The sequence below is a fragment of the Aeromicrobium sp. MLTX1 genome (assembly GCF_046452335.1).
Classification (GTDB): Bacteria; Actinomycetota; Actinomycetes; order Propionibacteriales; family Nocardioidaceae; genus Aeromicrobium.
Window position 1 is genome coordinate 340,027 of sequence record NZ_JBKFDN010000003.1, and the last position, 20,558, is coordinate 360,584.

Genomic DNA, 20,558 nt, shown 5'->3' on the forward strand with positions numbered 1-20,558 from the left:
TCGGTGGTCGGGACGCCTACTGGCAGGACTCGCAATTGAGGCGCTCCTGCGGGTCGATGGGGCACGCGGCACCGTCGACCACCTCGAGCTCCTGGACCACCTCGGGCACGACGGGGGTGGCGGTACGGGCGGCACCGAACCCGCGGCGCGCTGCTCCCCCGCCACCGGACGGCGCGGAGGCCTCCGCCTTGTTGACCTTCACGGTGCTCTGCTCCGCGGTGTGTCGCGGCATCATGTGCAGGTAGTAGGTGGTCTTGACCCCCTTGCGCCAGGCCGCCGCGTAGAGGTCGACCATGCCGTCGACCGACCGGTCGGCGAGGTAGATGTTGCGGCTGATCGCCTGGTCGATCCACTTCTGGGCCCGGGCCGCCACCTCGACGAATGCGTGCGGCGTGAGCTGGAAGCTGGTCTGGTAGATCTCGACCAGGTCGGCCGGGATGCCCTCGACCTTCGACAGGTCTCCCTGGTGCCGCAGCAGGTCCTCGCGCACCCGCTCCCACAGTCCCCGCTCGCGCAGGTCCTCGACGAGGTTGCGGTTGACCTCGAGGAACTTGCCCGCGCTCGTGGCCCGGCTGAAGATCTGGCTGAACTGCGGATCCAGACCAGGCGTCGTGCCGGCCACGAGACCGATCGACGCGGTCGGCGCGATCGCCATCAGCGTCGAGTTCCGCATGCCCACCTGCACCTTGCCGCGCAGGGCGTCCCAGTCCAGCCGGGTCGTGCGGTCGACGTCGACGGGGACGCCCCGGTCGGCCTCGAGCGCGTCGAGCGTGTCGATCGGGACGAGGCCTCGGCTCCAGCCCGAGCCGTCGAAGTTCGGGTAGACGCCCCGCTCGCGAGCCAGGTCGGCCGAGGCATCGATCGCGTGCCAGCTGACGAACTCCAGCAGCCGGTCGATCAGCTCGTACGACTGCTCGGACGCGTACGACAAGCCGAAGCGCTCGACGATGTCGGTGAACCCCATGACCCCCAGGCCCAGCGCACGGTTCAGTTCGTTGGAGCGCTCCGACTGTGGCACCGAGCTGATCGTGATGTCGATGAGGTTGTCGAGCTGACGCACGGCGCGACGCACCGACGCTGCGAGGCGGTCCCATTCGATCTTCGCGTCGCCGTGACGGCCCGTGACGTGGCGCGACAGGTTGATCGAGGCCAGGTTGCAGACGGCGATGTTGTCGCGGTCCTGCGGCAGCGTGATCTCGGTGCACAGGTTCGACAGGTGGATCGTGCCGGTGTTGTCGTTGAGGGCACGGGTGTTGATCGTGTCCTTCCACGTCAGCCATGGGTGGCTCGTCGACTGCAGCGAGAGCAGGATCGCCCGGTACTGCTCACGCGCGCCCATCCTCTTGTGGCGGAGCTCGCCACGCTCGGCCATCGCGACGTACTCGGCGTAGCGGCGGCTGAACGCCTGACCGGTCAGCTCGACCAGGTCCGGGACCTCCAGCGGATCGAACAGGTACCAGGGCTCGCCGTTCTCGACGCGCTTCATGAACTCGTCGCTGATCCACACCGCCGTGTTGGCCGTGCGGGTCCGGCGGTAGGGATCGCCGGAGTTCTGTCGCAGGTCGAGGAACTGGGCGAAGTCGAGGTGCCAGTTCTCCATGTAGAAGCACAGCGCGCCGAACTTCTTGCCACCGCGGCTGATGGCACGCAGGGTCGAGTCGATCGTGTGCATGAACGGGATCGGGCCGGTGCTGGTGGTGTTGTTGGAGCGGATCGGCGAGCCCTCGGAGCGCAGCTTGCTCACGGACAGGCCGATGCCGCCCGTGCCCTTCGTCAGCCACATCACGTCGCGCACGCTGGTCGCGATGTGCTCGATGTCGTCCTCCATCTGCATGACGAAGCAGTTCGAGAGCTGCGCGTACGACGTGCCGGCGTTCACCAGCGTCGAGCCCGCGGCCAGGTACTCCAGCCGCGACATCGAGTCGTAGAACTCGAGCGCTGCCGACGTCGGATCGGCCTCGTTCAGCGACAGCCCCATGGCCACCCGCATCCAGAAGAACTGCGGCGTCTCCAGCGGCGTGCCGTCCGGCTCGGTGATCATGTAGCGGGTGCGCATCGTCTGCGCGCCGATGTACCGCAGCAGGTCGTCGCGATCGGGATCGAGTGCCGAGCCGAGCCGCTCCAGGTCGAAGAGCTCGGGGATGCGGGTGTCGAGCAGACCCAGCTCGACACCACGGATCATCGAGGCCACGAAAGCCGGGCCGCACAGGGCGATGACCTCGTCGCGCGTGACGCCCTCGCCGAAGATCTTCTTGTACAGGCTCTTGACCAGCAGGCGCGCCGCGATCGTGTCGAACGCCGGATCGTCCTTGACGTTCTGCAGCGCGACGCCGATGACGGCCTCGTCGAGCTGCTCGCTGGTGATCCCGTCGAACAGCGTGATCTCGAGCTCGGCCCGCAGCTGCGTGGCATGCGTGACCGGGTCGGGCAGGCCGGCTGCGGCCTCCTCGATGGACTGCGCGATCTCGTAGCCGTCGTACGGGACTCGGGAACCGTCGCGCTTGACGACGTGGATGGTGGAGGACATCTGCTCACCCCTCGTGAACGAGTGCAAGTGCACCCCACGAACACGGGGACGAGGGTTCACCGGTCACGCGACCGGTCAGCCCTGGACCTTCCCACGAGGTCGCGGACCCTCGGCGACATCGGGTCACCAAGGCACTGGCAGGTCTTCGGACTCGTGGGCGTCCTGCTCGCTCCTACTGGATGTCGCTTCCCGGGCCCGGAGGCCCAGTGCTTCATGACACCGTTCGTTCCCACTCACCGCTGCGGGGCAGTTCCGGTCTCACACCGGATTCCCTCTTACGACGACTCCCTCTCGCGAGGGAGCCGAACCAGCTGCGTGATCACCATATACGGAAATCACACGGATGTAACCCACTAGATGTAGTGGCTGTCCCGCAAGCGTGGAATCGCGGCACGAATCGGGTCCGGCGGAGCACCGCCGAGGTCGTGGTACGTTGCCGCCGAGTCGAACGCATCCTCTGGATGCCAGGGAACTCCGGTGTGAATCCGGGACTGGCGCGCAGCGGTGAAGGGCGAGGACGGCACCACCACGTCACTGGGAGCGATCCTGGGAAGACGGTGTCGCCCGCTGACCCCGAGTCCGAAAACCTGTCGGCTCCTTGTTGTCCGACGACCCTCGCGCACAGGGTCGACGACCCGAGAGGCCCCTGTGGTGGAGTCCCCTACGTCCGTCGTGCCGTCCTGCGACGCGCCGGTCCGGCGAAGGCTGCCGGCCTGGCCCGTGCTGTGCGTCCTGGCCAGCCTGTCCGTGACGACCGCAGTGAGCTCGCTGGCCTTCGGCTCCGAGCGCATTCCGATCGGTGAGGTCGTCTCCGCGATCACCGATCGGTTCGAAGGTCGCCCGCCCGGACGCTGGGACGTCATCGTGTGGGAGCTGCGGATGCCGCGCGCACTCATGGCGTTGATCGTCGGCGCCGGACTGGCGGTGGCCGGAGCGGCGATGCAGACACTCGTCAGGAACTCACTGGCCGATCCCTACCTGCTCGGGATCAGCTCAGGTGCCGCCGTCGGCGCCACCGCGGCGCTCACCACCGGAGCATTGACCGGCCTGGGCATCTACGCCGTCTCCGGTGGTGCACTCCTCGGCGCCTTCGGGGCCTCGCTGCTCGTGTGGCTGGTCGCCACGGCGCAGGGAGGGCTGACGCCGCTGCGACTCGTCCTGTCGGGCGTGGTGCTGTCATCGGGCCTGTCGTCGATCGCGTCCTTCCTGGTCTTCGTCAGCGACGATCCCCGGGCGGCGGACTCCGTGATGTTCTGGATGCTCGGCAGCGTAGGCGGGGCCACGTGGGCGAAGCTCTGGGTGCCAGCGCTCGTCGTCGCAGTCGTCGGTCTCGTTCTGCTGGCCCTGCACCGGTGGCTCGACGCTCTCGCTCTCGGTCCCGAGACCGCCGCCGCGCTCGGCCTCAACGTCGCAGCGATGCGCGTCGCCCTGTTCGTCGCCCTGGCCGTTCTGGTCGGCGTGCTGGTGGCGGTCAGCGGAGGCATCGGATTCGTCGGCCTCATCGTGCCCCACGCCGCCCGCCTGGTCGTCGGTGCACGACATCGGGTGGTGCTGCCGGTTGCGGCGGTCGGGGGCGGCCTGTTCCTGCTGTGGGTCGATCTCGTGGCCCGGCTCGCGGTCCGACCCCAGGAGATACCGCTCGGCGTGGTGACCGGCGTCGTCGGGGCCCCGCTGTTCCTGCTGCTGATGGGACGCAGCTCGTACCGCTACGGATCCGAGCGATGACCAGCGGCTCCACGCCGGCCCTTCGCCTCCGCGGCGTGAGCGCCCGGCTGGGCGGCCGCGAGATCCTGCGCGACGTCGACGTCGACATCGCCCACGGCTCGCGGGTCGGCGTCCTGGGCGTGAACGGTGCCGGCAAGTCGACCCTGCTGCGCGTCATGGCCGGCGTCCTGGCGCCCAGCACCGGATCGGTCCTGCTTGCAGGTCCGAGCGGAGCACTGGACGACGTCTACGCGATGCGCTCTCGCGAACGAGCTCGTCGCGTCGCGTTCGTCCCGCAGGAGGAGGTCATCTCGGCCGATCTGCTCGTCGGTGAGATGGTCGCCCTCGGGCGAGTGCCCATGACCCGTCCGTGGTCACGTGGCGGCGCCGACGAGCGATCGATCGTGCTCGACTCCCTCGCCGCGGTGGGCATGGCCGATCACGTCGACGCACCGTGCGACCGGCTCTCGGGCGGCCAGCGCCGCCGGGTGATCCTCGCCCGTGGGCTGGCGCAGCGGTGTCCGACGATGCTGCTCGACGAGCCCACCAACCACCTCGACGTGGCCTGGCAGCTGCGGCTCATGGAGGCCGTCTCGGCGCGGGCCCGCACGCTCGTCGCCACGATGCACGACCTCGACCTCGCGCTGCGCACGTTCGACCAGCTGCTGATCGTCGGCTGGCCCGACGGCGATGATCACGGCCCCGCGACCGTCGTCGCGGCGGGTTGCCCGGCCGAGGTCCTCACCTCCGACCTCGTCCACCGTCACTTCGACGTCGGCTCCCTCCAGGTGCCGCACCCCGAGCTGGGCCAGTCCCATCTCCTCGTCCACTCCCGAAAGGAAGTCCACCGCCCATGACCCCTCACCCCACCCTGCGGGGATGCCGCCGTCCGCTGACCGCTCTCGCAGCACTGGGCCTCGGTGCCTCGCTGCTCGGCGCCTGCGGTTCCAGCGACCAGGACAGCACCGCCGCCGGCACCGGCGCCATCACGGTCGAGAACTGTGGCGAGGAGATGACGGTCGACCAGCCGGTCGAGACCATGTACGCCTACGACGGCGGCATCATCTCCATCGCGCTCGCCGCGGGCGCACGCGACCAGATCGTCGCCGTCACCGGCATGGACTACGAGACGCCGCTGCTGAAGCTGGCCTACCCCGACGATCGCGTCGACGAGCTGAAGGAGGTCGGCGACGACTTCCCCACCCTGGAGAACGTCCTCGCGGTCAACCCCGAGCTGATGTTCGCGGGCTACGGCTACGGCTTCAGCGAGTCGCGCAACCTCATGCCGGAGATGCTGCACCAGCGGGACATCGCGACCTACCTGCTGAGCGAGACCTGCCAGCAGGAGGACGGTGCGCGCGGCACCATGGACCCCTGGACGGCGCTGGAGACCGACCTCGCCAACATCGGCGAGCTCACCGGCCACCGCGAGACGGCGGACGCGGTGGTGGCCGACATCAAGGAGCGACGCGCGGCCCTCGAGTCCGCGCCGGGCGCGAAGGAGAAGCCGACGGCGTTCCTCGTCGACTCGACCGGCGACGCGATCTTCACCTCCGGCAAGTTCGGCGGCCCGCAGGCGATCTTCGACACGGCCGGTCTGCGCAACGCCGCCGAGGACGTCGAGGACACCTGGACCGAGGTCGCCTGGGAGCGCCTCGCCGCGTCCGACCCCGACGTCATCTTCTTCGTCGAGTACCCGGGCCAGTCGTACGAGCAGAAGGTCAAGGAGCTCCAGGCCAACCCCGCGTCACGCAACCTCACCGCCGTGAAGGAGAAGCGCTTCGTGAACCTGCCCTACTCGATGTGGGTCTCCAGCCCGCTCAACATCGACGCGGCCGAGTGGATCCGGCAGGCCGCCGAGCACTGGGACCTCCTGCCGGACACGGACATCGCCTCGGACCTCGACATCACGAGCCTGACCGAGACGCTGCCCGGCAACGAGTGGGCGCGCTGACACCGGCCCGACCGTCCGGCTTCGCCCGCCTGTGGGTGGCGATGACGGCTTCGGGCCTGGCGACGTGGGCCCTGCCGTGCGTCCTGGGTCTGGCCGTCGTCGAGGGCGCGCTCACCGGCACGCAGCTGGGCGTGGCGCTCGCGGCACGCACGATCGGATTCCTGACCGTGCTGCCGGTGGCCGGGGTGCTCGCCGACCGGCACCGCCCCCGGATCGTCGTCGCGTGGTCCAGCGGGGTGGCGGCCATCGGCTCCGCCCCGCTGGCCGCCACCGACCTCGCGGGTCCTCTGGTGCCCGTCGCCCTGCTCCTCGCCGGCGCGGGCCAGGGAGCGTGCCGACCGGCGTTCCAGAGCCTCGTCCCCCGGGCCGTTCCGGAGCACGATCGCCAGGCGGCGAACGCGGCGATCTCCGTCTCCGTGCGCACGAGCGTGCTCGCCGGTCCGGCGGTGGCGGGCCTGGCCTCCGCGGCGCTGGGCCCTCAACCGGTCCTCGGAGCCCTCGTGGCGCTGTGGACGGTATCGGCGCTCCTGCCCCCGTGGCCCTCGTCCGCCACCAGGGACCGCTCCCCCGGAACCGGTTCGAGCGGATCGCCTCGCGGCTTCGCCGCCGACTTCGTCGAGGGGCTTCGAGAGGCGCGACGACACCCCTGGCTCGTGGTCGGACTGGCGGCCCTCGCGGCCGTCATCACGACGGGCTACTCCATCACGGCCGTCGCCCTGCCGCTGGTCAGCGGCTCGACCACCCTGCTCGCGGCCGCGAGCACCGCCTACACCGCCGGCGCCCTCGTGGGAGCCTCCGTGATCGCGAGGTGGCGTCCTCGCTCCGCCGGCTGGTGCGCACTGGCCGGGCTGGGCGCCTACGCACTGGCACCGGCCTCCCTGGCCGCAGGTCTGCCACCGGTCGGCATCGTCGCTGCCTACGTCGTGGTCGGGTTCGGCATCGAGATGTTCAACGTGCCGTGGTTCACCGCGATCCAGCGCGAGATCCCGCCGGACCGGCTCGCACGCGTGTCGTCCCTGGACTTCCTCCTGTCCTACGGCCTGGCACCCGTCGGGCTGGCCGCGACGGCACCGGCGATCGACCAGTTCGGCGTCACGCCGGTGCTCGTCGCGACGACGCTCGTGTGCGTCCTCGGACCTCTCGGGGCCGCGTGCGTCCCGACCAGCCGCCACTTCCGAGCGGCGACGGGCGCCTCCGCGGTCGCGACTACTTCGGCACCTTGCGGGCCTTCGTCAGGAGGTTCCGCGTCGTGTAGCCCGGCTTCGAGATCGTGACGCGGACCCGGATGGACTTGCCGCGGTCGGCCTTGGTGAGCCGGTAGCTCGCCTTCGTCGCGCCGGGGATGGCCTTGCTGCCGCGCATCCAGCGGTAGCGGACCTTCACTCCGGTCGTGCCCCAGCGGCCGGTGTTCGCCTTCACCCTGGCTCCCGCCTTGACCTTCCCCGCGATGGTGGGCTTGCGCTTCACGCTGATCACACCGGCCGAGACCGCGCGCGTCGCCGAGACCGACTGCACGCGGGCGGCTCCGGCCGTCGCCACGAAGCGCACACTGATCCGCTTGCCACGATCAGCGGCAGTCAGCACGTAGGAGGCTCCGGTCGCTCGCGGGATGGCCGCGTCGTTGCGCAGCCACTGGCGGGTCATCGACTGCGGTGTGCCACGGAACGTCGGCGCGACCGCCGTGACGCGCTGCCCGACGCGGGTGGTGCCCCGGACCGAAGCGGCCCTCGTGACCGCGAGGCTCGGCGCCGCGGCGACCACGGTGAAGTCCGCGTACAGCGAGCGGATCGTGTCCCCCGCGACGGATGATCCGGTGAGGACGCGGATGCGGTGCACGTCGCCGGGCTTCCAGGCCTCGACCAGCGAGGAGTTCTGCGGCGTCGGGAACGGGAACCGGGCGGTCCAGTCGCCGCTGGCGTCCGCCTTCACCTGCGCGTGGAGTCGCTTGTCGGCGATCACCTGACCCGTGATCCCGCTGACCACGTCCCGTGTGGTCGACACGGCCGCGCCGTTGGTGGGCGGGGCGCCCGTCGGAGCGTTGACCAGGACGGAGACGCCCGAGCCCTGGCTGCCGTCCTCGGTCTTCCAGCCCGTGCCGGAGATGACGATGTCCTGGCCCTCGGCGACGGTGGCCGGTGCGGTGAACGTGTCGGACACGGACAGCGGGAGGGTCGATGCCCGCGCCGGGAGCTCCTGTCCCGTTCCGCAGGCCGTGCCGGACCGGACCTGCAGGGAGTGCGCACCCGGGGCGGTGCCGGCCGGGATCGGCACCGTGGCGGTCCCGTTGCCCTGGGCGTCGGTCTGCACGCACGTCGTGCCACCGCCCGAGGACAGTCCGAGCTCGACCCGCTGGCCGCCTCCGCCGCCGTTGCGGACGTATCCCGCGAGCTCGACCCTCGCCGCGCCACCGGCGGTGTGGGTCGTGCTGGTGAGCGTGGCCTTCGTGACCGCGAAGGTCACGGCGGTCGAGCGGGCGGGCGGCTGGGGGCCGTCACCGCAGGACGAGCCCGCCAGGACGTTGAGCACGTGGTCTCCGCCGGCGAGCGCCGTGGCGGGCAGCGGCACCGTCGCGTCCGCGTCGCCCTCCCCGTCGGTCTGCACGCAGGCCAGGACACCGCCGGCGCCATCGACCATGAAGGCCACGCGCTGTCCGCCGAGCCCGTCCGCGCGCTGGTAGTTGCGCAGCGCCACGTCCACCGCGCGCTGGGCCGGGAGCTCGCTGTCCTGCTGATGAGCGGTCGAGACGACCTTCGCGAGCGGCTGGTCCTGGCGCAGCAGGCTCACCGGCACGTCGAGGCTGATCGGCTTGAGTCGCCTGCCGCCCTCGACCGTGCTGAGGCTGCCGCCCAGGAAGGTGAGGAACCACGACGGCTGGGCCGCGGGGTCCCAGTCGGCGGGCACGGTGACCGTGCCGCTGAACGACCCGTTCACCACGCGGAAGACGGCGTACCCGTCCGAGCCGCCCGAGACGGGCACCGTGTCGGGGTCGACGACCGAGGGTCCGCCGGCCTCCCACGGGAAGTCGCCGCTCTCGTACGACGTGCCGTTGAGCTTGACCGCCAGCAGGGCATCGCCGGGCGCCGACTCCGACCCGGCGTCGGTCACGAACCCCGATCCGGTCAGCGTGATCGTCCCGCCGGGATGGACGTGGTCGTCGTCGAGCGTGACGGTCGCGCCACTGGAGTGCGTGACCGGCACGGGCCGAGGCACGGCGGCAGCGGGGACCATCAGGGCTCCGACCAGGGCCAGACCGGTGGACAGGAGCGCCGCGACGCGGGCCGTCTTCTTCATCATGAGTACCTCGAGGGACATTCGTGGGGGGGCGATTTGCTGAGGGTACCCTATCCATCATCTGATCTTTTGCGACCCCGTCGCTCTCCTCGGTCATACTTAGGCTAGCCTCTGCTTCGTCTGATTAACTCATCCCCCTCGGAAGGCACCCCGATGAACGTCCTGACCCCGACGACACCGCGAGCACGGCGGGCCGCCACGGCCCTCACCGGACTCGCCCTCGTCGCCGCGCCCCTGGCGCTGACACCCAGCGCGAGCGCGGCCGACGACCAGTGGTCGTACCGCATCGACTCCGTCGCCACCGGCGTCAGCCAGGCCTACCAGGCCGGTTTCGACCCGGTGAACCGCACGCTGTACCTCACGGACGCGCAGGCCCGCACCGACCGCCGCGCGAAGACCCCCGTGTACGACTCCTCCGGCGCCGAGATCGGCTGGAACTGGACGTACACCTCGACCGGCGGCTCGGCCAGGGTCGTGGCCGTCGATGCCGCCACGCGCAAGGTCAGCGACACGTACGACTACACGAACCTGACCCGTCTCAGCGGGAAGAAGGAGAGCGAGGCGCACAGCTGGGCCGGCCTGGCCGACACGGTCCTGTCGCAGTCGAGCCTGCGGACGCACTTCTCCCCCAACGGCTTCGCGATCGATCCGCTCACCGAGTACGACGGCACGACCGATCCCACGATCATCACCACGCACGTGCGCCAGCAGGGTCTGCAGCCCGACGGCACGAGCAAGGGCTACGGCGGTGGCATCGTCGTCTTCCGCGCCTCCCAGGGCGCGCCGACCGACGCCGATCGCATCTGGCAGTTCGACGACACCGAGCCCGTCTCCGACGGCTCGCGCCGTGTCGTGGTGAACACCCGCACCCACAAGGCGTTCATCGGCAACATGGGCACCGGCCGCAGCGCCGATCCGAACGCTCGCCGCGGCTACGTCACGGTCATCGACCTGCCGACCAAGAAGGTCGAGGCCCGGATCGCGATCCCCGCGCCGACCGACGGCAGCGCCAAGGATGGCGGCGTGATCGGCCTGGACGTCGACGAGGCCAACAACCACGTCTACGTCGGCATGATCTCCCAGACCCTCGCCTCGGACCAGACCAAGCTGTTCCGCATCGACGCCGCGGGCCTGGACACGAGCGCCCCGCAGGACAAGACCCTCAACGCCTCCAAGGTGACCGAGCTCGACGCCGTCGTGCCGACCAACGCGCGACCGCACTACAGCCCCGAGGACAAGCGCATCTACGTCGCGTCCTACGACCAGGGCAAGGTCACCGTCGTCGAGGGCGACACGTCCAAGGCGAACTACGGCGCCGTCCTGGGCACCGTGGACAGCCCGTCGGTCAACTCCGTGGCCGCCGATCCCGCGCGCGGCGTCTTCTACACCGCCAACCTCGGCGAGCAGAAGGTCACCGCCTACAGCACGAAGACCTTCGAGAAGCTGCTCGACGTCCCCACCGGCGCCAACACGCGCCCCAACGACGTCCACGTCGACCCGGTGACCCACGAGGTCTGGGTCGGGCACTTCAGCTTCGGCGGCTCCTCCGCCCAGCAGGCGCAGGTCATCAAGGTGTTCGAGCCGGGCGTCGACCCGTCCGGCAACGGCACCGCCGAGCTCGAGGTCGCGAACAGCTCCTCGGTCTTCGGCAAGGCCGCCCGGACCACCGTGACCGTGACCGACGAGGACGGCCGCTCGGCCACCGGAAACGTGACCCTGACCGGCGCGGGTGCGGCCCAGACCGTCCGTCTCAAGCGGGGCCAGGCCACGTTCGCCCTCCCGGCCTCGCTGGCCCGGGCCACGCACACGCTGACGTTCCGCTACGCCGGCAACGGTGACCTCGACGCGGCCACCGCCACGGCGAAGCACACCGTCGGCAAGGCGTCGACCTCCGTCGCCGCCAAGGCCACGAAGCGTCCCACCACGAAGGCCAAGGGCAAGCTCGCGGTCAGCGTTCGTCGCGCCAGCGGCGCACCGGCCGCCACCGGCACGGTCCGCGTGGTGCTGAAGCAGGGAAAGAAGACCAAGCGCGTCAACGCCACCCTCGTGAAGGGCAAGCGCACGGTCGCCCTGCCTCGGCTGTCGAAGGGCACATGGCGCGTCACGGTCCGCTACAGCGGCAACGGCAACTACTCCGCCTCCGCGAAGACGGTGAAGGTCGTCGTCAAGAAGTGAGCACGTCCTGACGGTGGGGTCCCGCCTGCGGGCGGGACCCCACCGCATCCCCAGACCGAGCTCAGCCCATCCCCAAGGAGTCACCTGTCATGTCCCTGCGCCCGATCGCGCTCCTGCTGTTCGTCGCTCTGCTCGGCCTCGCGGCGGCCTGCTCGGCCAGCGGCGACGGGCGCGCCGCGGGACCCGTCCGCACGGTGACCGACATCGACGACCAGCCGGTCGAGGTGCCGGAACGACCCGAGCGCGTCGTCGCCCTGAGCGAGCCGACACTGGACGCCCTCGTGACGCTCGGCGTCACCCCGGTGGGCGCCGTCACCGGACGCGGCCAGGGAACGGTGCCGGCCTACCTCGCCGACGAGCTCGAGGGCGTGCCGGTGCTCGGCGGGATCGCGCAGCCGAACTACGAGGCGATCGGCCGGGCCGAGCCGGACCTCATCCTCGTCGATGGCACCAGCATCAACAACAACGCCGACGCCCTGGAGGCCCTGCGCCGCATCGCCCCGACCGTGTACACCGGCTACGCCGGCGGCGACTGGCGCACGAACTTCGAGATCACGGCTGATGCGCTCGGACTCGCCGACCGCGGCGCCGAGGTGCTGGCCGCCTACGACGACCGCGTGACGGACCTGCGCACGCGCCTCGCGCCAGACCACTCCGACGCCACCTTCTCGATCGTGCGCTGGCAGGGCGGCGCGCCCTCGCTCATCCTCAAGGAGCTGCCCGCCGGTCGCGCCCTGACCGATCTGGGACTGCGACGTCCCCCCTCCCAGGACCGCGACGGCCGCGGGCACTCAGAGCCCGTGTCGCTGGAGAACCTCGACCAGATCGACGCCGACTACCTGTTCTTCGGCACGCTCGGCGGAGCGAGCGTGGACAATCCCGAGGCCGGCGGCGAGGCCGACGCTGACGCCGCCCTCACCGCCCTCGCCACCGCGCGACGCACTCCCGGATTCGACCGCCTCGAGGCCGAGCGGGCGGGTCGCGTGATCCCCGTCGACGGGTCGGCCTGGACGTCCACCGGGGGTCCGCGCCTGATGAACCGCATCATCGACGACATCGAGAGTGAGCTGCTGCCATGATCGTGCGCCTGCTGCTGTCCACCGTGCTGACCCTGCCGTGGCTCCTCCTGTCGGCTCCGGCCCAGGCGGCAAGTCCGCCGGTCGACGGGCCCGGGTCGATCCGCGCCGGCGAGAGCATCACCCTGTCGGGCACCGGTTGGACCACGGCCGACGGCACCGCGGGCTCGGTGCTGGCGTTCAAGCTCGACGAGGGCGCGATCAGCACGAAGGGCGAGGTCCGCCATCCCGTGACCGACGCGGTCATCGGGAACAAGACCGTGTGGGCGGTCGTCCGGGCCGACGCCGCCGGCGACTGGTCGGTCGACCTCCCCTTCCCGACCACGCAGAACGGCACCGGCACGTGGGAGCCCGGCCGCCACGGGGTGCGCATCCTCACCGGCTCGATGCTCGAGGGCGACACTCCGAGGACGGTGCTGGTCGACGTCGACGTGGAGGTGGAGCCCGCGGAGCCGGAGGCTCCCTCATGGGCGCACGAGACGATCCGCGCCGGCGAGGCGACCGCGTGGGTCGAGAGCCGTGTGGAGGCCGGCGGCGGACGTGCCCTGCGCATCGCGGGCCGAGACTGGCGCACCCGCGACGGACGCGGCTCCACGATCGCCGTCAAGCTCAACCGCAGCGCCACGGCGCAGTACACCCGCAGCGGCGACGACATCGTCGACCATCCGTCCGCGGCAGGCGACGACACGATCTGGGCGCTCATCACCGCTGACGCGGACGGCACCTTCTCGGCCACCCTGGACGCACCGGATGGTCTCACCGCCGGGCAGTACCTGTCGGCGACCGTGCTGAGCGGACGGTTCGACCCGGCCGACGTCCAGCGCACGGGCACGTCGGGCCTGCTCGTGGTGGGTGGCGTCCCGCACGAGGGTCCGGGCGGTCCGGGAGAGGAGGTCACCTGCGTGCCCTCGTCGCCCGTGACCTCGGCCCGGGCCGAGGTCGTCGCCGACGGTCTCGGCGGCACGCTGCACCTGACCGGAGCGGGCTGGTGCCACCCCGAGGCGGGACGCGGCGGGTCCACCGTCGGCGTGAAGATCGACGAGGGCGCCTACAGCCGCACGGACACGACGGTGCACCAGAACCGCACGATCTGGGCCGTCGTCGAGGCCGACCCCGCCACGGGCGAGCTCGACGCGAAGATCAGGCTCCCCGACGGGACGACCGCCGGCACCGGGGGCTCGGTGCCCGCGTTCGGCGAAGGGGCGCACACGCTGCGTCTGCTCAGCGGCTCCCTGAAGCCCGGCGACACGGTGCGGACCGTGCAGACCGACACCTTCGTCGTCGGCACCTACCGCCCGACCACGCTGCCCGAGCCCGTCGAGTACACCGAGGACCTCACCGCCGGCGCCCGCCGCGGACTCACGGCCGTGCGCTCGGGTGGCCGGCTCGTCGTGACGGTGGCGGGCGCCCGGGCGGGCACGTACGTCGCCCTCAGCACCTACCGCGCCGACGGATCCCCCGAGTACCCCTGGGGTGGCACCTGGTTCCGCACGGACACCTCGGGCCGGATCAGCGTCCGTGCCGCGGTCCTGCCGGCCGAGCGGGTCAAGCTCGTGGCGCAGTCCGGCGACCAGGAGGCGTTCGGCGACCTGCTGGGCTGGACGTGGTGGGGAACGACGGCAGCCGCCGCGCCCCTCACTCCACAGCCGGAACAACCCTCAACGTTCACCCGCGAGCGGTCCGCGCCGAGGCCGGCTCCGACGACGCCGGCCGCGCCCGTCCCGGCCGCCGTGGTCCCGGGACCGCCCACCGCCGCACCGGTCGCCCCGGGAGCGGGCGCGTCCGACCTCACCGGCCTCGATCGAAGCGGCGTCGAGGCGACGCTCGACCACGGAGTCGCCACGGTGACCGTGCCGAACGGCGCGCCGGGCGACTGGGTCCACCCGTTCGTCTACCTCGACGACTCGGCGCCGGTGGCCGTCGGCTGGCTCCAGCTCGATGCCGCCCGCGCGGTGCGGCTCGACGTCTCGGCCTTCGGCGACGGCGATCTCACGATCGCCCTCGTCCGCCCCGACGGCAGCCTCGCCGGCTGGGACCGAATCGTCGTCGGCACCACCAGCTCCGCTCCCCCGTCGACCGCCGACTCCCCCGTGCTCCCCGTCGTGGGCGCCGGCGTCGGCCCGCAGGACGACTCCCTCCTCACGGACGCCGACTGGTGGCTGCTCGCCGCCGGCGCGGCGCTCGCCCTCGGCATCGCAGGCGGATCCCTCACCCCCAGGAAGACCACCCCATGACGCACCACCTCACGGCCCGCCTGCTCGCAGCGGCCACCCTCGCCCTCGCCACGATCGGCCTCGCCGCGCCCGCCACGGCCCTGCCCCCGGGAGGCGCCGACCCGGACACGCCGGGCACGTCCGTCACGGTGGGTCCCACGCAGGTCGCGCCCGGGGACCGGCTTTCCTTCACCGTCACGGGCTTCCCGGCGGGCGAGACCGTCTACGTCAAGATCGACGACGGCACGCAGTGCGACGAGGCGGCCGTGCACGGCGCGTGCGTGTACCACCAGCAGCGGATCTCCTCGTCCGGGAGCGTCTCGGGCTCGATCGCCGTCCCCGCCCTCAAGCCCGGTCGCCACTGGCTGCGCTTCCTCGCCAGTGAGCCCGTGATGCGCGACGGCGAGCAGGTCGGCGTCAAGGGCTACACCGCCCGCGGCCGTTCGGACTTCACCGTCGTCGCCGCGTCGGGTGCAGCGGCTGGATCGGACCAGGGCTCGGACTCCGGCGGCGCCGCGGGAACGGCACCCGGCGAGGACGAGGGCTCGGCCGGCTCGCCCGCCGCGTCGAGCGCCGCCACCCAGGCCGCGACGCCCGGCGAGGTCGTGAAGGTGGCGCCCCCGGCCACGACGAAGCCCACCGAGGTCGCCCCCACGCCCGCCGCGACGGACGAGCCCGTGGCCGCGCCGGCCACCGAGACCACCGCGACGTCGGACGACGCGGGCTTCCCGTGGGTCGGCGCCCTCGGGCTCGTGGGCCTCGTGGCCGTGTCGTTCGCGGGCACGCGCCTCGCGCTGGCCCGTTGCTCCTGAGCCCCGACGTGACCCGACCTCGTGCCCTCGCGCTGGCCGCGGCAGCCGTCGCGGTGGCAGCGGTGCTGAGCATCGCCGTCGGGTCCCATCCGCTGTCGCCGGCGCGGGTCTGGGAGGTGTGGTGGCAGCCCGACGGGACCCAGGCGTCCGTGACGGTGCACGAGCTCCGGTGGCCTCGCACCGTGGTCGGCCTCGTGGCCGGGGCCGCCCTCGGTCTGGCGGGTGCGCTCATGCAGACACTGACCCGCAATCCCCTCGCGGACCCGGGGATCCTCGGCGTCAACGCCGGCGCCGCCCTCGCCGTCGTCGTCACCAGTGCCGTCACCGGCGTCGCCTCCGTCGGGGCGTCCCTGTGGCCGGCCCTGGTCGGGGCACTGCTCGCCGTGGGCGCCGTGCACGTTCTCGGCGAGACGGGCAGCACCGGCGGCAGCCCCGCGCGGATCGCCTTGGCCGGCGTGGCCGTCACCGCGGCGCTCTCGGCCATCGTGCAGACCGTGATCCTCGCCGACCAGGAAGTCTTCAACGAGTTCCGGTTCTGGGCGGCGGGCTCGCTGGACGGGCGAGCACTCGGCACGGCCTCGACGATCCTGCCCTTCGTGGCGGTCGGAGTCGTCCTTGCCGCAGCGCTCGCGCCCCGCCTCAACGCCTTGGCCCTGGGCGAGGACACGAGCCGGTCCCTGGGTCTCGACGTGCGGCGGACACGCCTGCTCACCGTGATCGCGATCGCCCTGCTGTGCGCCGCCGCGACGGCGGCCGTCGGCCCGATCGCCTTCGTCGGCCTCGGCGTGCCGCACGTCGCGCGGGCGCTGTGCGGATCCGACCAGCGGTGGGTGCTGCCGTGCTCCGTCCTGCTCGGCGCGGCGTTCCTGCTGGTCGCCGACGTCCTCGGCCGCGTGCTGGGAGGCACGGCCGAGGTCCAGGCCGGCATCGTCACGGCGATCATCGGCGGTCCCGTCTTCGTCGCGGTCGTGCGACGCCGGCGGATCGAGGCGCTGTGAGTGGGCAGGTCCGGGTCGTCCTCCGCAACCGGCTGGTCGCCTGGCGGATGGAGTCGCGCGTCATGGCGTTCGCGGTCGCCGCCACGGGGGTCTCCTTCGTCCTCGCGGTGCTGGCGATGACGATCGGCGACTACGGCCTCACGCCGTCGGAGGTGCTGCGAGCGCTCGTCGCGGACGGCACGAACCCGCTGGCCGAGTTCTTCGTGCGCGAGCAGCGCGCCCCACGCGTGATCGCCGCGCTCCTGGTCGGCGCCGCGCTGGGAGTCTCGGGCGCGATCATCCAGCAGGTCTCGGACAACCCCCTCGGAAGTCCCGACATCGTCGGCTTCACGGTCGGGGCGGCCACCGGCGCGCTCGTGCAGATCACGCTCCTCGGCGGAGGCCCGGACGCCACGGCGCCCGCCGCGCTCGTCGGTGGCCTCGTCACCGCGGCCGTCGTCGCGGGCCTCGCGTGGCAGGGCGGGCGGCACGGAGGCGTCCCCGGCGTGCGCCTGGTGCTCGTGGGCATCGGCGTCGCCGCCGTGCTGCAGGCGGTCAACACACTCCTCGTCGTGCGCGCCGACCTGTCGGCCGCCCAGGACGCCGCGCACTGGCTGGCCGGCTCCTTCAACGCGATGACTTGGCGCGACGTCGGCCGCCTCGCCGTCGTGGTCGCCCTCGTCGCACCGTTCACCGCCGCTCTCGCCCGCACGCTGCCGGTACTGGCGCTCGGCGACGACGCCGCGCGGGGTGTGGGCGTTCGTGTCGAGCGCTCCCGACTCGGACTGGTCGTGTGCGGAGTCGTGCTGGTCGCGGCGGCCACGGCCACCGCCGGGCCGATCGCCTTCATCGCACTGGCGGCGCCCCAGCTCGCGCGGCGGATCACCCGCACTCAGGGGTCGGGCCTGGCGTCGGCCGCACTCATGGGCGCGGCGCTGACCCTGGCCAGCGACCTCGTCGCCCAGCGGCTGTTCGCGCCGACCCAGCTGCCGGTCGGCGTCGTCTCGGGCTCCCTCGGGGGCCTCTACCTGATCTGGCTGCTCACGAGGGAGAAGCGATGACCGCCACCGCCCGCCTGCAGGCCCGCGGACTCACCGCCGGCTACGACGGCCGGTCCGTCCTGACCGACCTCGACGTGGCGATCCCCGACGGCCGCTTCACGGCGCTCGTCGGTCCGAACGCGTCCGGGAAGTCGACGCTCCTGCGCGCCCTGGCCCGCATGCTCGTGCCGACCTCCGGCGAGGTCCTGCTCGACGGCCGGCCGATCCAGGAGTACGGCAGCAAGGAGGTGGCGCGGATCCTGGGTCTGCTGCCGCAGACGCCCGTCGCGCCCAGCGGGCTCGGTGTCGCCGACCTCGTCGGGCGCGGTCGCTTCCCGCACCAGACCTGGCTGCGTCAGTGGACGCGCGAGGACGAGCGCGCCGTGGACGCGGCCATGGACCGCGCGGGGGTGGCCGACCTGCGCGACCGCTCGATCGACGAGCTCTCCGGCGGTCAGCGCCAGCGCGTGTGGATCGCCATGGCACTGGCCCAGCAGACCTCGATGCTGCTGCTGGACGAGCCGACGACGTACCTCGACCTCTCCCACCAGCTGGAGGTGCTCGACCTGTGCCGGTCGCTGCAGCGGGACGGCTCGACCGTGGTGGCCGTGCTGCACGACCTCAACCTCGCGTTCCGGTACGCCGACCACCTCGTGGTGCTCTCGACCGGACGGATCGTCGCGCAGGGGGCGCCGGGCGACGTCGTCACGGCGGAGCTCGTGGAGGAGGTCTTCGACGTCCCGTGCCGGCTCCTGCCCGATCCGGAGACCGGGACGCCGATGATCATTCCGCGGTCGTCAGGTCGTGGTCCACGTGCTCCGCGGCCGCCTGCTGCGCCCGTGCCGGATCGCGCTCCCTGATGGCCTCGAGGATGCGGCCGTGATCGGCCACCCGCTCCGTCTCGGTGATCGTGGGCACCATCTCACCGCGACCCATCGCCGTGCGCACGCCGCGCATGAGGCCGGCATGGAGGTCGGCCATGAGCGAGTTGCCGGCGGCCTCGAGGATGATCGCGTGGAACTCTCCCGGGGTGTCGCCGCGGACGACGCCCTGCGTGGTGTCGCCCTTCAGGTCGCGCTCGTGCGCCGCTTCGAGTCGCTCCAGCTGCTCGTCGGTGCGCAGGAGCGCGGCGAGCCGCGTGGACTCGACCTCCAGCAGCCGGCGCACCTGCAGGATCTCGTCGTTCTCGTGCCGCCCGATGAAGTCCGACAGCACGGCACTCACCGGACTGAGCGAGCGGACGAACGTTCCCCGGCTGCGGGCCGGCTCGAGCATCCCGAGTGCGGTCAGCGAGCTCACGGCCTCGCGCAGGGTGCTGCGCCCGACGCCCAGCTCGGCCATGAGCTCGGACTCGGTGGGGATGCGGCTGTTCAGCGGCCAGCGGCCCGACGTGATGTTGTCGGTGAGGATCCGCAGCGTCTCGCGCGACCGGTCCGTGCCTCGCGCGGTGGACGAGCGGGTGGGGCGCGAGGCGTGAGAAGTCATGGTTCGTCGAGTCTAGGGCTCGCGCACCACCGCCGGGAGTGATCATGAGCCAGCCTCCCAAGGTGCCTCGGCCCTCCCCCGTCCCGCGGGTCCCGCTGCCCGAGCGCCTGCGCGACCCGGACCGGCTGCGCGCCGCGAACGGGCCGGTCATCGACGTCGACGGCGACTCCTGCGTCGTCACGTTCGTCCGTGACGCCCCGGCCGCGACCGCGGTGCTGCTGTTCGCCAACCGGCTGACGGACGAGTCGGACCCGGGCGCCACCGAGATGGAGCGCGTCGGCGCCGTCGGCCCGTGGGCGCTGAGCGTGCGGATGGCCTCGACGTGGCGGGCGTCGTACGCCTTCCTCGTCCACGAAGGACCGGGAGCGCCTCCGTGGCGACGGCCCGACGGCCACGTGCGACTCCGGGCCCTGCTGGACCGGGGGCTGCCCGACGCCGGTGACACCGACCGCGTCTTGAACCGAGCAGGCACCGAGATGTCGGTGGTGTCCCTCCCCCACGCCCCTGCTCAGCCGTGGCGCGGTGACCCGTTCGCCAAGAGGCCGCCGGCGCACCGGGTCGCGGGTCGCGACGTGTGGGTGCACCGTGTCGGCGACGGTCGCGACCTGCCGGTCGTCGTGCTCCTCGATGGCGAGGTGTGGCTCGACCACCACGGGCTCCACGGCGCACTCGACCTCGCCCACGAGTCAGGCGCCCTGCCTGCCCACGTGGCAGTCTTCGTCGCCTCGGGAAGTGTGGCCGACCGCTGGGCCGACGTCGGCACCCGCGAGGGAGTGACAGCGTTCGTCGCCAGCGACCTGCTCCCCTGGCTGCACGCCCGCGAGGACGTCTCGCGGGAACCCGACCGGACCGTGGTGGCCGGACAGAGCCTGGGCGGGATGTCCGCCCTCTGGGCCGTCGCGCTGCACCCCGACCGCGTCGGCGTCGCCGTGGCGCAGTCCGCGTCGCTGTGGAAGGACGATCCCGCGCCTGCCCTGGCAGCCTCCGGCGGGCGGGTGCTGCTCGACGTCGGGCTCCAGGAGTGGACCCTGCTGCCCCTGCACCGCCGGCTCGCCGGCGACCTCGCGGCGTCCGGGGCCCGGGTCGAGCTGTCCGAGTTCGACGGAGGTCACGACTACGCCTGCTGGCGAGGGAGCCTGATCGACCTGGTCGCGCGAGCCCTGTCGTCGTCCCCGCACGCCTGAACCAGGTGGCGGGCCCGCTGATCCGGCCCTTTCAGTCGGACGGGACGCCGGTCGCCCGGCGCATCACGGAGTCGAAGGCGCGGTCGGGCAACACGTCGTGCATCACGATCATGGGCTTCG

The 20,558-nt window shown here is 72.1% G+C and carries 15 protein-coding genes and 2 riboswitches; of the genes, 12 read left to right on the top strand and 3 right to left on the bottom strand.

Going from position 1 to position 20,558, the window contains the following annotated elements:
- Positions 1-16: 16 nt before the first annotated feature.
- Positions 17-2,527 (bottom strand): ribonucleoside-diphosphate reductase subunit alpha, encoded by a 2,511-nt coding sequence (locus tag ACK99Q_RS17175; RefSeq protein ID WP_410187314.1) that lies wholly within the window; start codon positions 2,525-2,527, stop codon positions 17-19.
- Between the two features lie 118 nt (positions 2,528-2,645).
- Positions 2,646-2,854, bottom strand: a riboswitch (cobalamin riboswitch).
- Positions 2,855-2,955: 101 nt separating this feature from the next.
- Positions 2,956-3,137, top strand: a riboswitch (cobalamin riboswitch).
- Between the two features lie 95 nt (positions 3,138-3,232).
- Here ACK99Q_RS17175 and ACK99Q_RS17180 point away from each other — a divergent pair.
- Genes ACK99Q_RS17180 through ACK99Q_RS17195 form a run of 4 tightly spaced genes read left to right on the top strand, consistent with a single transcriptional unit; the run spans position 3,233 to position 7,459 of the window.
- Positions 3,233-4,252, top strand: a complete 1,020-nt coding sequence (locus ACK99Q_RS17180) for a FecCD family ABC transporter permease (protein ID WP_410187333.1) — start codon at positions 3,233-3,235, stop codon at positions 4,250-4,252.
- Positions 4,253-4,287: 35 nt separating this feature from the next.
- Positions 4,288-5,088: an ABC transporter ATP-binding protein gene (locus tag ACK99Q_RS17185; protein WP_410187315.1), complete on the top strand. Its 801-nt coding sequence runs from the start codon at positions 4,288-4,290 to the stop codon at positions 5,086-5,088.
- On the top strand, positions 5,085-6,185 hold the full coding sequence (locus tag ACK99Q_RS17190) for an ABC transporter substrate-binding protein (protein ID WP_410187316.1): 1,101 nt from the start codon (positions 5,085-5,087) through the stop codon (positions 6,183-6,185). Before ACK99Q_RS17185 ends, ACK99Q_RS17190 begins: the two co-directional genes overlap by 4 nt.
- A gap of 41 nt (positions 6,186-6,226) precedes the next feature.
- Positions 6,227-7,459, top strand: coding sequence for an MFS transporter (locus ACK99Q_RS17195; RefSeq protein ID WP_410187317.1), 1,233 nt, complete (start codon positions 6,227-6,229; stop codon positions 7,457-7,459).
- Here the strand turns inward: ACK99Q_RS17195 and ACK99Q_RS17200 are convergent.
- Positions 7,392-9,476 carry a hypothetical protein gene (locus tag ACK99Q_RS17200; protein ID WP_410187318.1) on the bottom strand — a complete coding sequence of 695 codons (2,085 nt, stop codon included), beginning with the start codon at positions 9,474-9,476 and terminating at the stop codon, positions 7,392-7,394. The genes ACK99Q_RS17195 and ACK99Q_RS17200 overlap by 68 nt on opposite strands.
- 153 nt (positions 9,477-9,629) lie before the next feature.
- Between ACK99Q_RS17200 and ACK99Q_RS17205 the strand changes: the two genes are divergently transcribed.
- The 7 genes from ACK99Q_RS17205 to ACK99Q_RS17235 all read left to right on the top strand — a co-directional run bounded on the left by ACK99Q_RS17205 (position 9,630) and on the right by ACK99Q_RS17235 (position 18,629).
- On the top strand, positions 9,630-11,651 hold the full coding sequence (locus tag ACK99Q_RS17205; protein WP_410187319.1) for an Ig-like domain repeat protein: 2,022 nt from the start codon (positions 9,630-9,632) through the stop codon (positions 11,649-11,651).
- Positions 11,652-11,740: 89 nt separating this feature from the next.
- The gene (locus ACK99Q_RS17210) at positions 11,741-12,730 is read left to right on the top strand and encodes an ABC transporter substrate-binding protein (protein WP_410187320.1); all 990 of its coding nucleotides are present in this window, start codon (positions 11,741-11,743) and stop codon (positions 12,728-12,730) included.
- Positions 12,727-14,961 carry a hypothetical protein gene (locus ACK99Q_RS17215; RefSeq protein ID WP_410187321.1) on the top strand — a complete coding sequence of 745 codons (2,235 nt, stop codon included), beginning with the start codon at positions 12,727-12,729 and terminating at the stop codon, positions 14,959-14,961. The genes ACK99Q_RS17210 and ACK99Q_RS17215 overlap by 4 nt, the downstream gene beginning before the upstream one ends.
- Complete coding sequence (locus ACK99Q_RS17220) at positions 14,958-15,752, top strand: hypothetical protein (protein WP_410187322.1); 795 nt, start codon at positions 14,958-14,960, stop codon at positions 15,750-15,752. Before ACK99Q_RS17215 ends, ACK99Q_RS17220 begins: the two co-directional genes overlap by 4 nt.
- Positions 15,753-15,760: 8 nt before the next feature.
- Positions 15,761-16,750, top strand: a complete 990-nt coding sequence (locus ACK99Q_RS17225) for a FecCD family ABC transporter permease (protein WP_410187323.1) — start codon at positions 15,761-15,763, stop codon at positions 16,748-16,750.
- Complete coding sequence (locus ACK99Q_RS17230; protein ID WP_410187324.1) at positions 16,747-17,790, top strand: FecCD family ABC transporter permease; 1,044 nt, start codon at positions 16,747-16,749, stop codon at positions 17,788-17,790. The genes ACK99Q_RS17225 and ACK99Q_RS17230 overlap by 4 nt, the downstream gene beginning before the upstream one ends.
- Positions 17,787-18,629 carry an ABC transporter ATP-binding protein gene (locus ACK99Q_RS17235; protein ID WP_410187325.1) on the top strand — a complete coding sequence of 281 codons (843 nt, stop codon included), beginning with the start codon at positions 17,787-17,789 and terminating at the stop codon, positions 18,627-18,629. Before ACK99Q_RS17230 ends, ACK99Q_RS17235 begins: the two co-directional genes overlap by 4 nt.
- Here the strand turns inward: ACK99Q_RS17235 and ACK99Q_RS17240 are convergent.
- Complete coding sequence (locus ACK99Q_RS17240) at positions 18,553-19,254, bottom strand: FadR/GntR family transcriptional regulator (RefSeq protein WP_410187326.1); 702 nt, start codon at positions 19,252-19,254, stop codon at positions 18,553-18,555. The two genes, ACK99Q_RS17235 and ACK99Q_RS17240, sit on opposite strands and share 77 nt — an antisense overlap.
- A gap of 44 nt (positions 19,255-19,298) precedes the next feature.
- Between ACK99Q_RS17240 and ACK99Q_RS17245 the strand changes: the two genes are divergently transcribed.
- Positions 19,299-20,438 carry an alpha/beta hydrolase-fold protein gene (locus tag ACK99Q_RS17245; protein WP_410187327.1) on the top strand — a complete coding sequence of 380 codons (1,140 nt, stop codon included), beginning with the start codon at positions 19,299-19,301 and terminating at the stop codon, positions 20,436-20,438.
- Positions 20,439-20,558 lie beyond the last annotated feature (120 nt).

Excerpts from the sequence above, each read along its gene's own strand:
- ACK99Q_RS17175 (WP_410187314.1), bottom strand. The coding sequence starts at position 2,527 with ATGTCCTCCACCATCCACGTCGTCAAGCGCGACGGTTCCCGAGTCCCG.
- ACK99Q_RS17190 (WP_410187316.1), top strand. The coding sequence starts at position 5,085 with ATGACCCCTCACCCCACCCTGCGGGGATGCCGCCGTCCGCTGACCGCT.
- ACK99Q_RS17195 (WP_410187317.1), top strand. The coding sequence starts at position 6,227 with ATGACGGCTTCGGGCCTGGCGACGTGGGCCCTGCCGTGCGTCCTGGGT.
- ACK99Q_RS17200 (WP_410187318.1), bottom strand. The coding sequence starts at position 9,476 with ATGAAGAAGACGGCCCGCGTCGCGGCGCTCCTGTCCACCGGTCTGGCC.
- ACK99Q_RS17205 (WP_410187319.1), top strand. The coding sequence starts at position 9,630 with ATGAACGTCCTGACCCCGACGACACCGCGAGCACGGCGGGCCGCCACG.
- ACK99Q_RS17210 (WP_410187320.1), top strand. The coding sequence starts at position 11,741 with ATGTCCCTGCGCCCGATCGCGCTCCTGCTGTTCGTCGCTCTGCTCGGC.
- ACK99Q_RS17215 (WP_410187321.1), top strand. The coding sequence starts at position 12,727 with ATGATCGTGCGCCTGCTGCTGTCCACCGTGCTGACCCTGCCGTGGCTC.
- ACK99Q_RS17220 (WP_410187322.1), top strand. The coding sequence starts at position 14,958 with ATGACGCACCACCTCACGGCCCGCCTGCTCGCAGCGGCCACCCTCGCC.
- ACK99Q_RS17235 (WP_410187325.1), top strand. The coding sequence starts at position 17,787 with ATGACCGCCACCGCCCGCCTGCAGGCCCGCGGACTCACCGCCGGCTAC.
- ACK99Q_RS17240 (WP_410187326.1), bottom strand. The coding sequence starts at position 19,254 with ATGACTTCTCACGCCTCGCGCCCCACCCGCTCGTCCACCGCGCGAGGC.
- ACK99Q_RS17245 (WP_410187327.1), top strand. The coding sequence starts at position 19,299 with ATGAGCCAGCCTCCCAAGGTGCCTCGGCCCTCCCCCGTCCCGCGGGTC.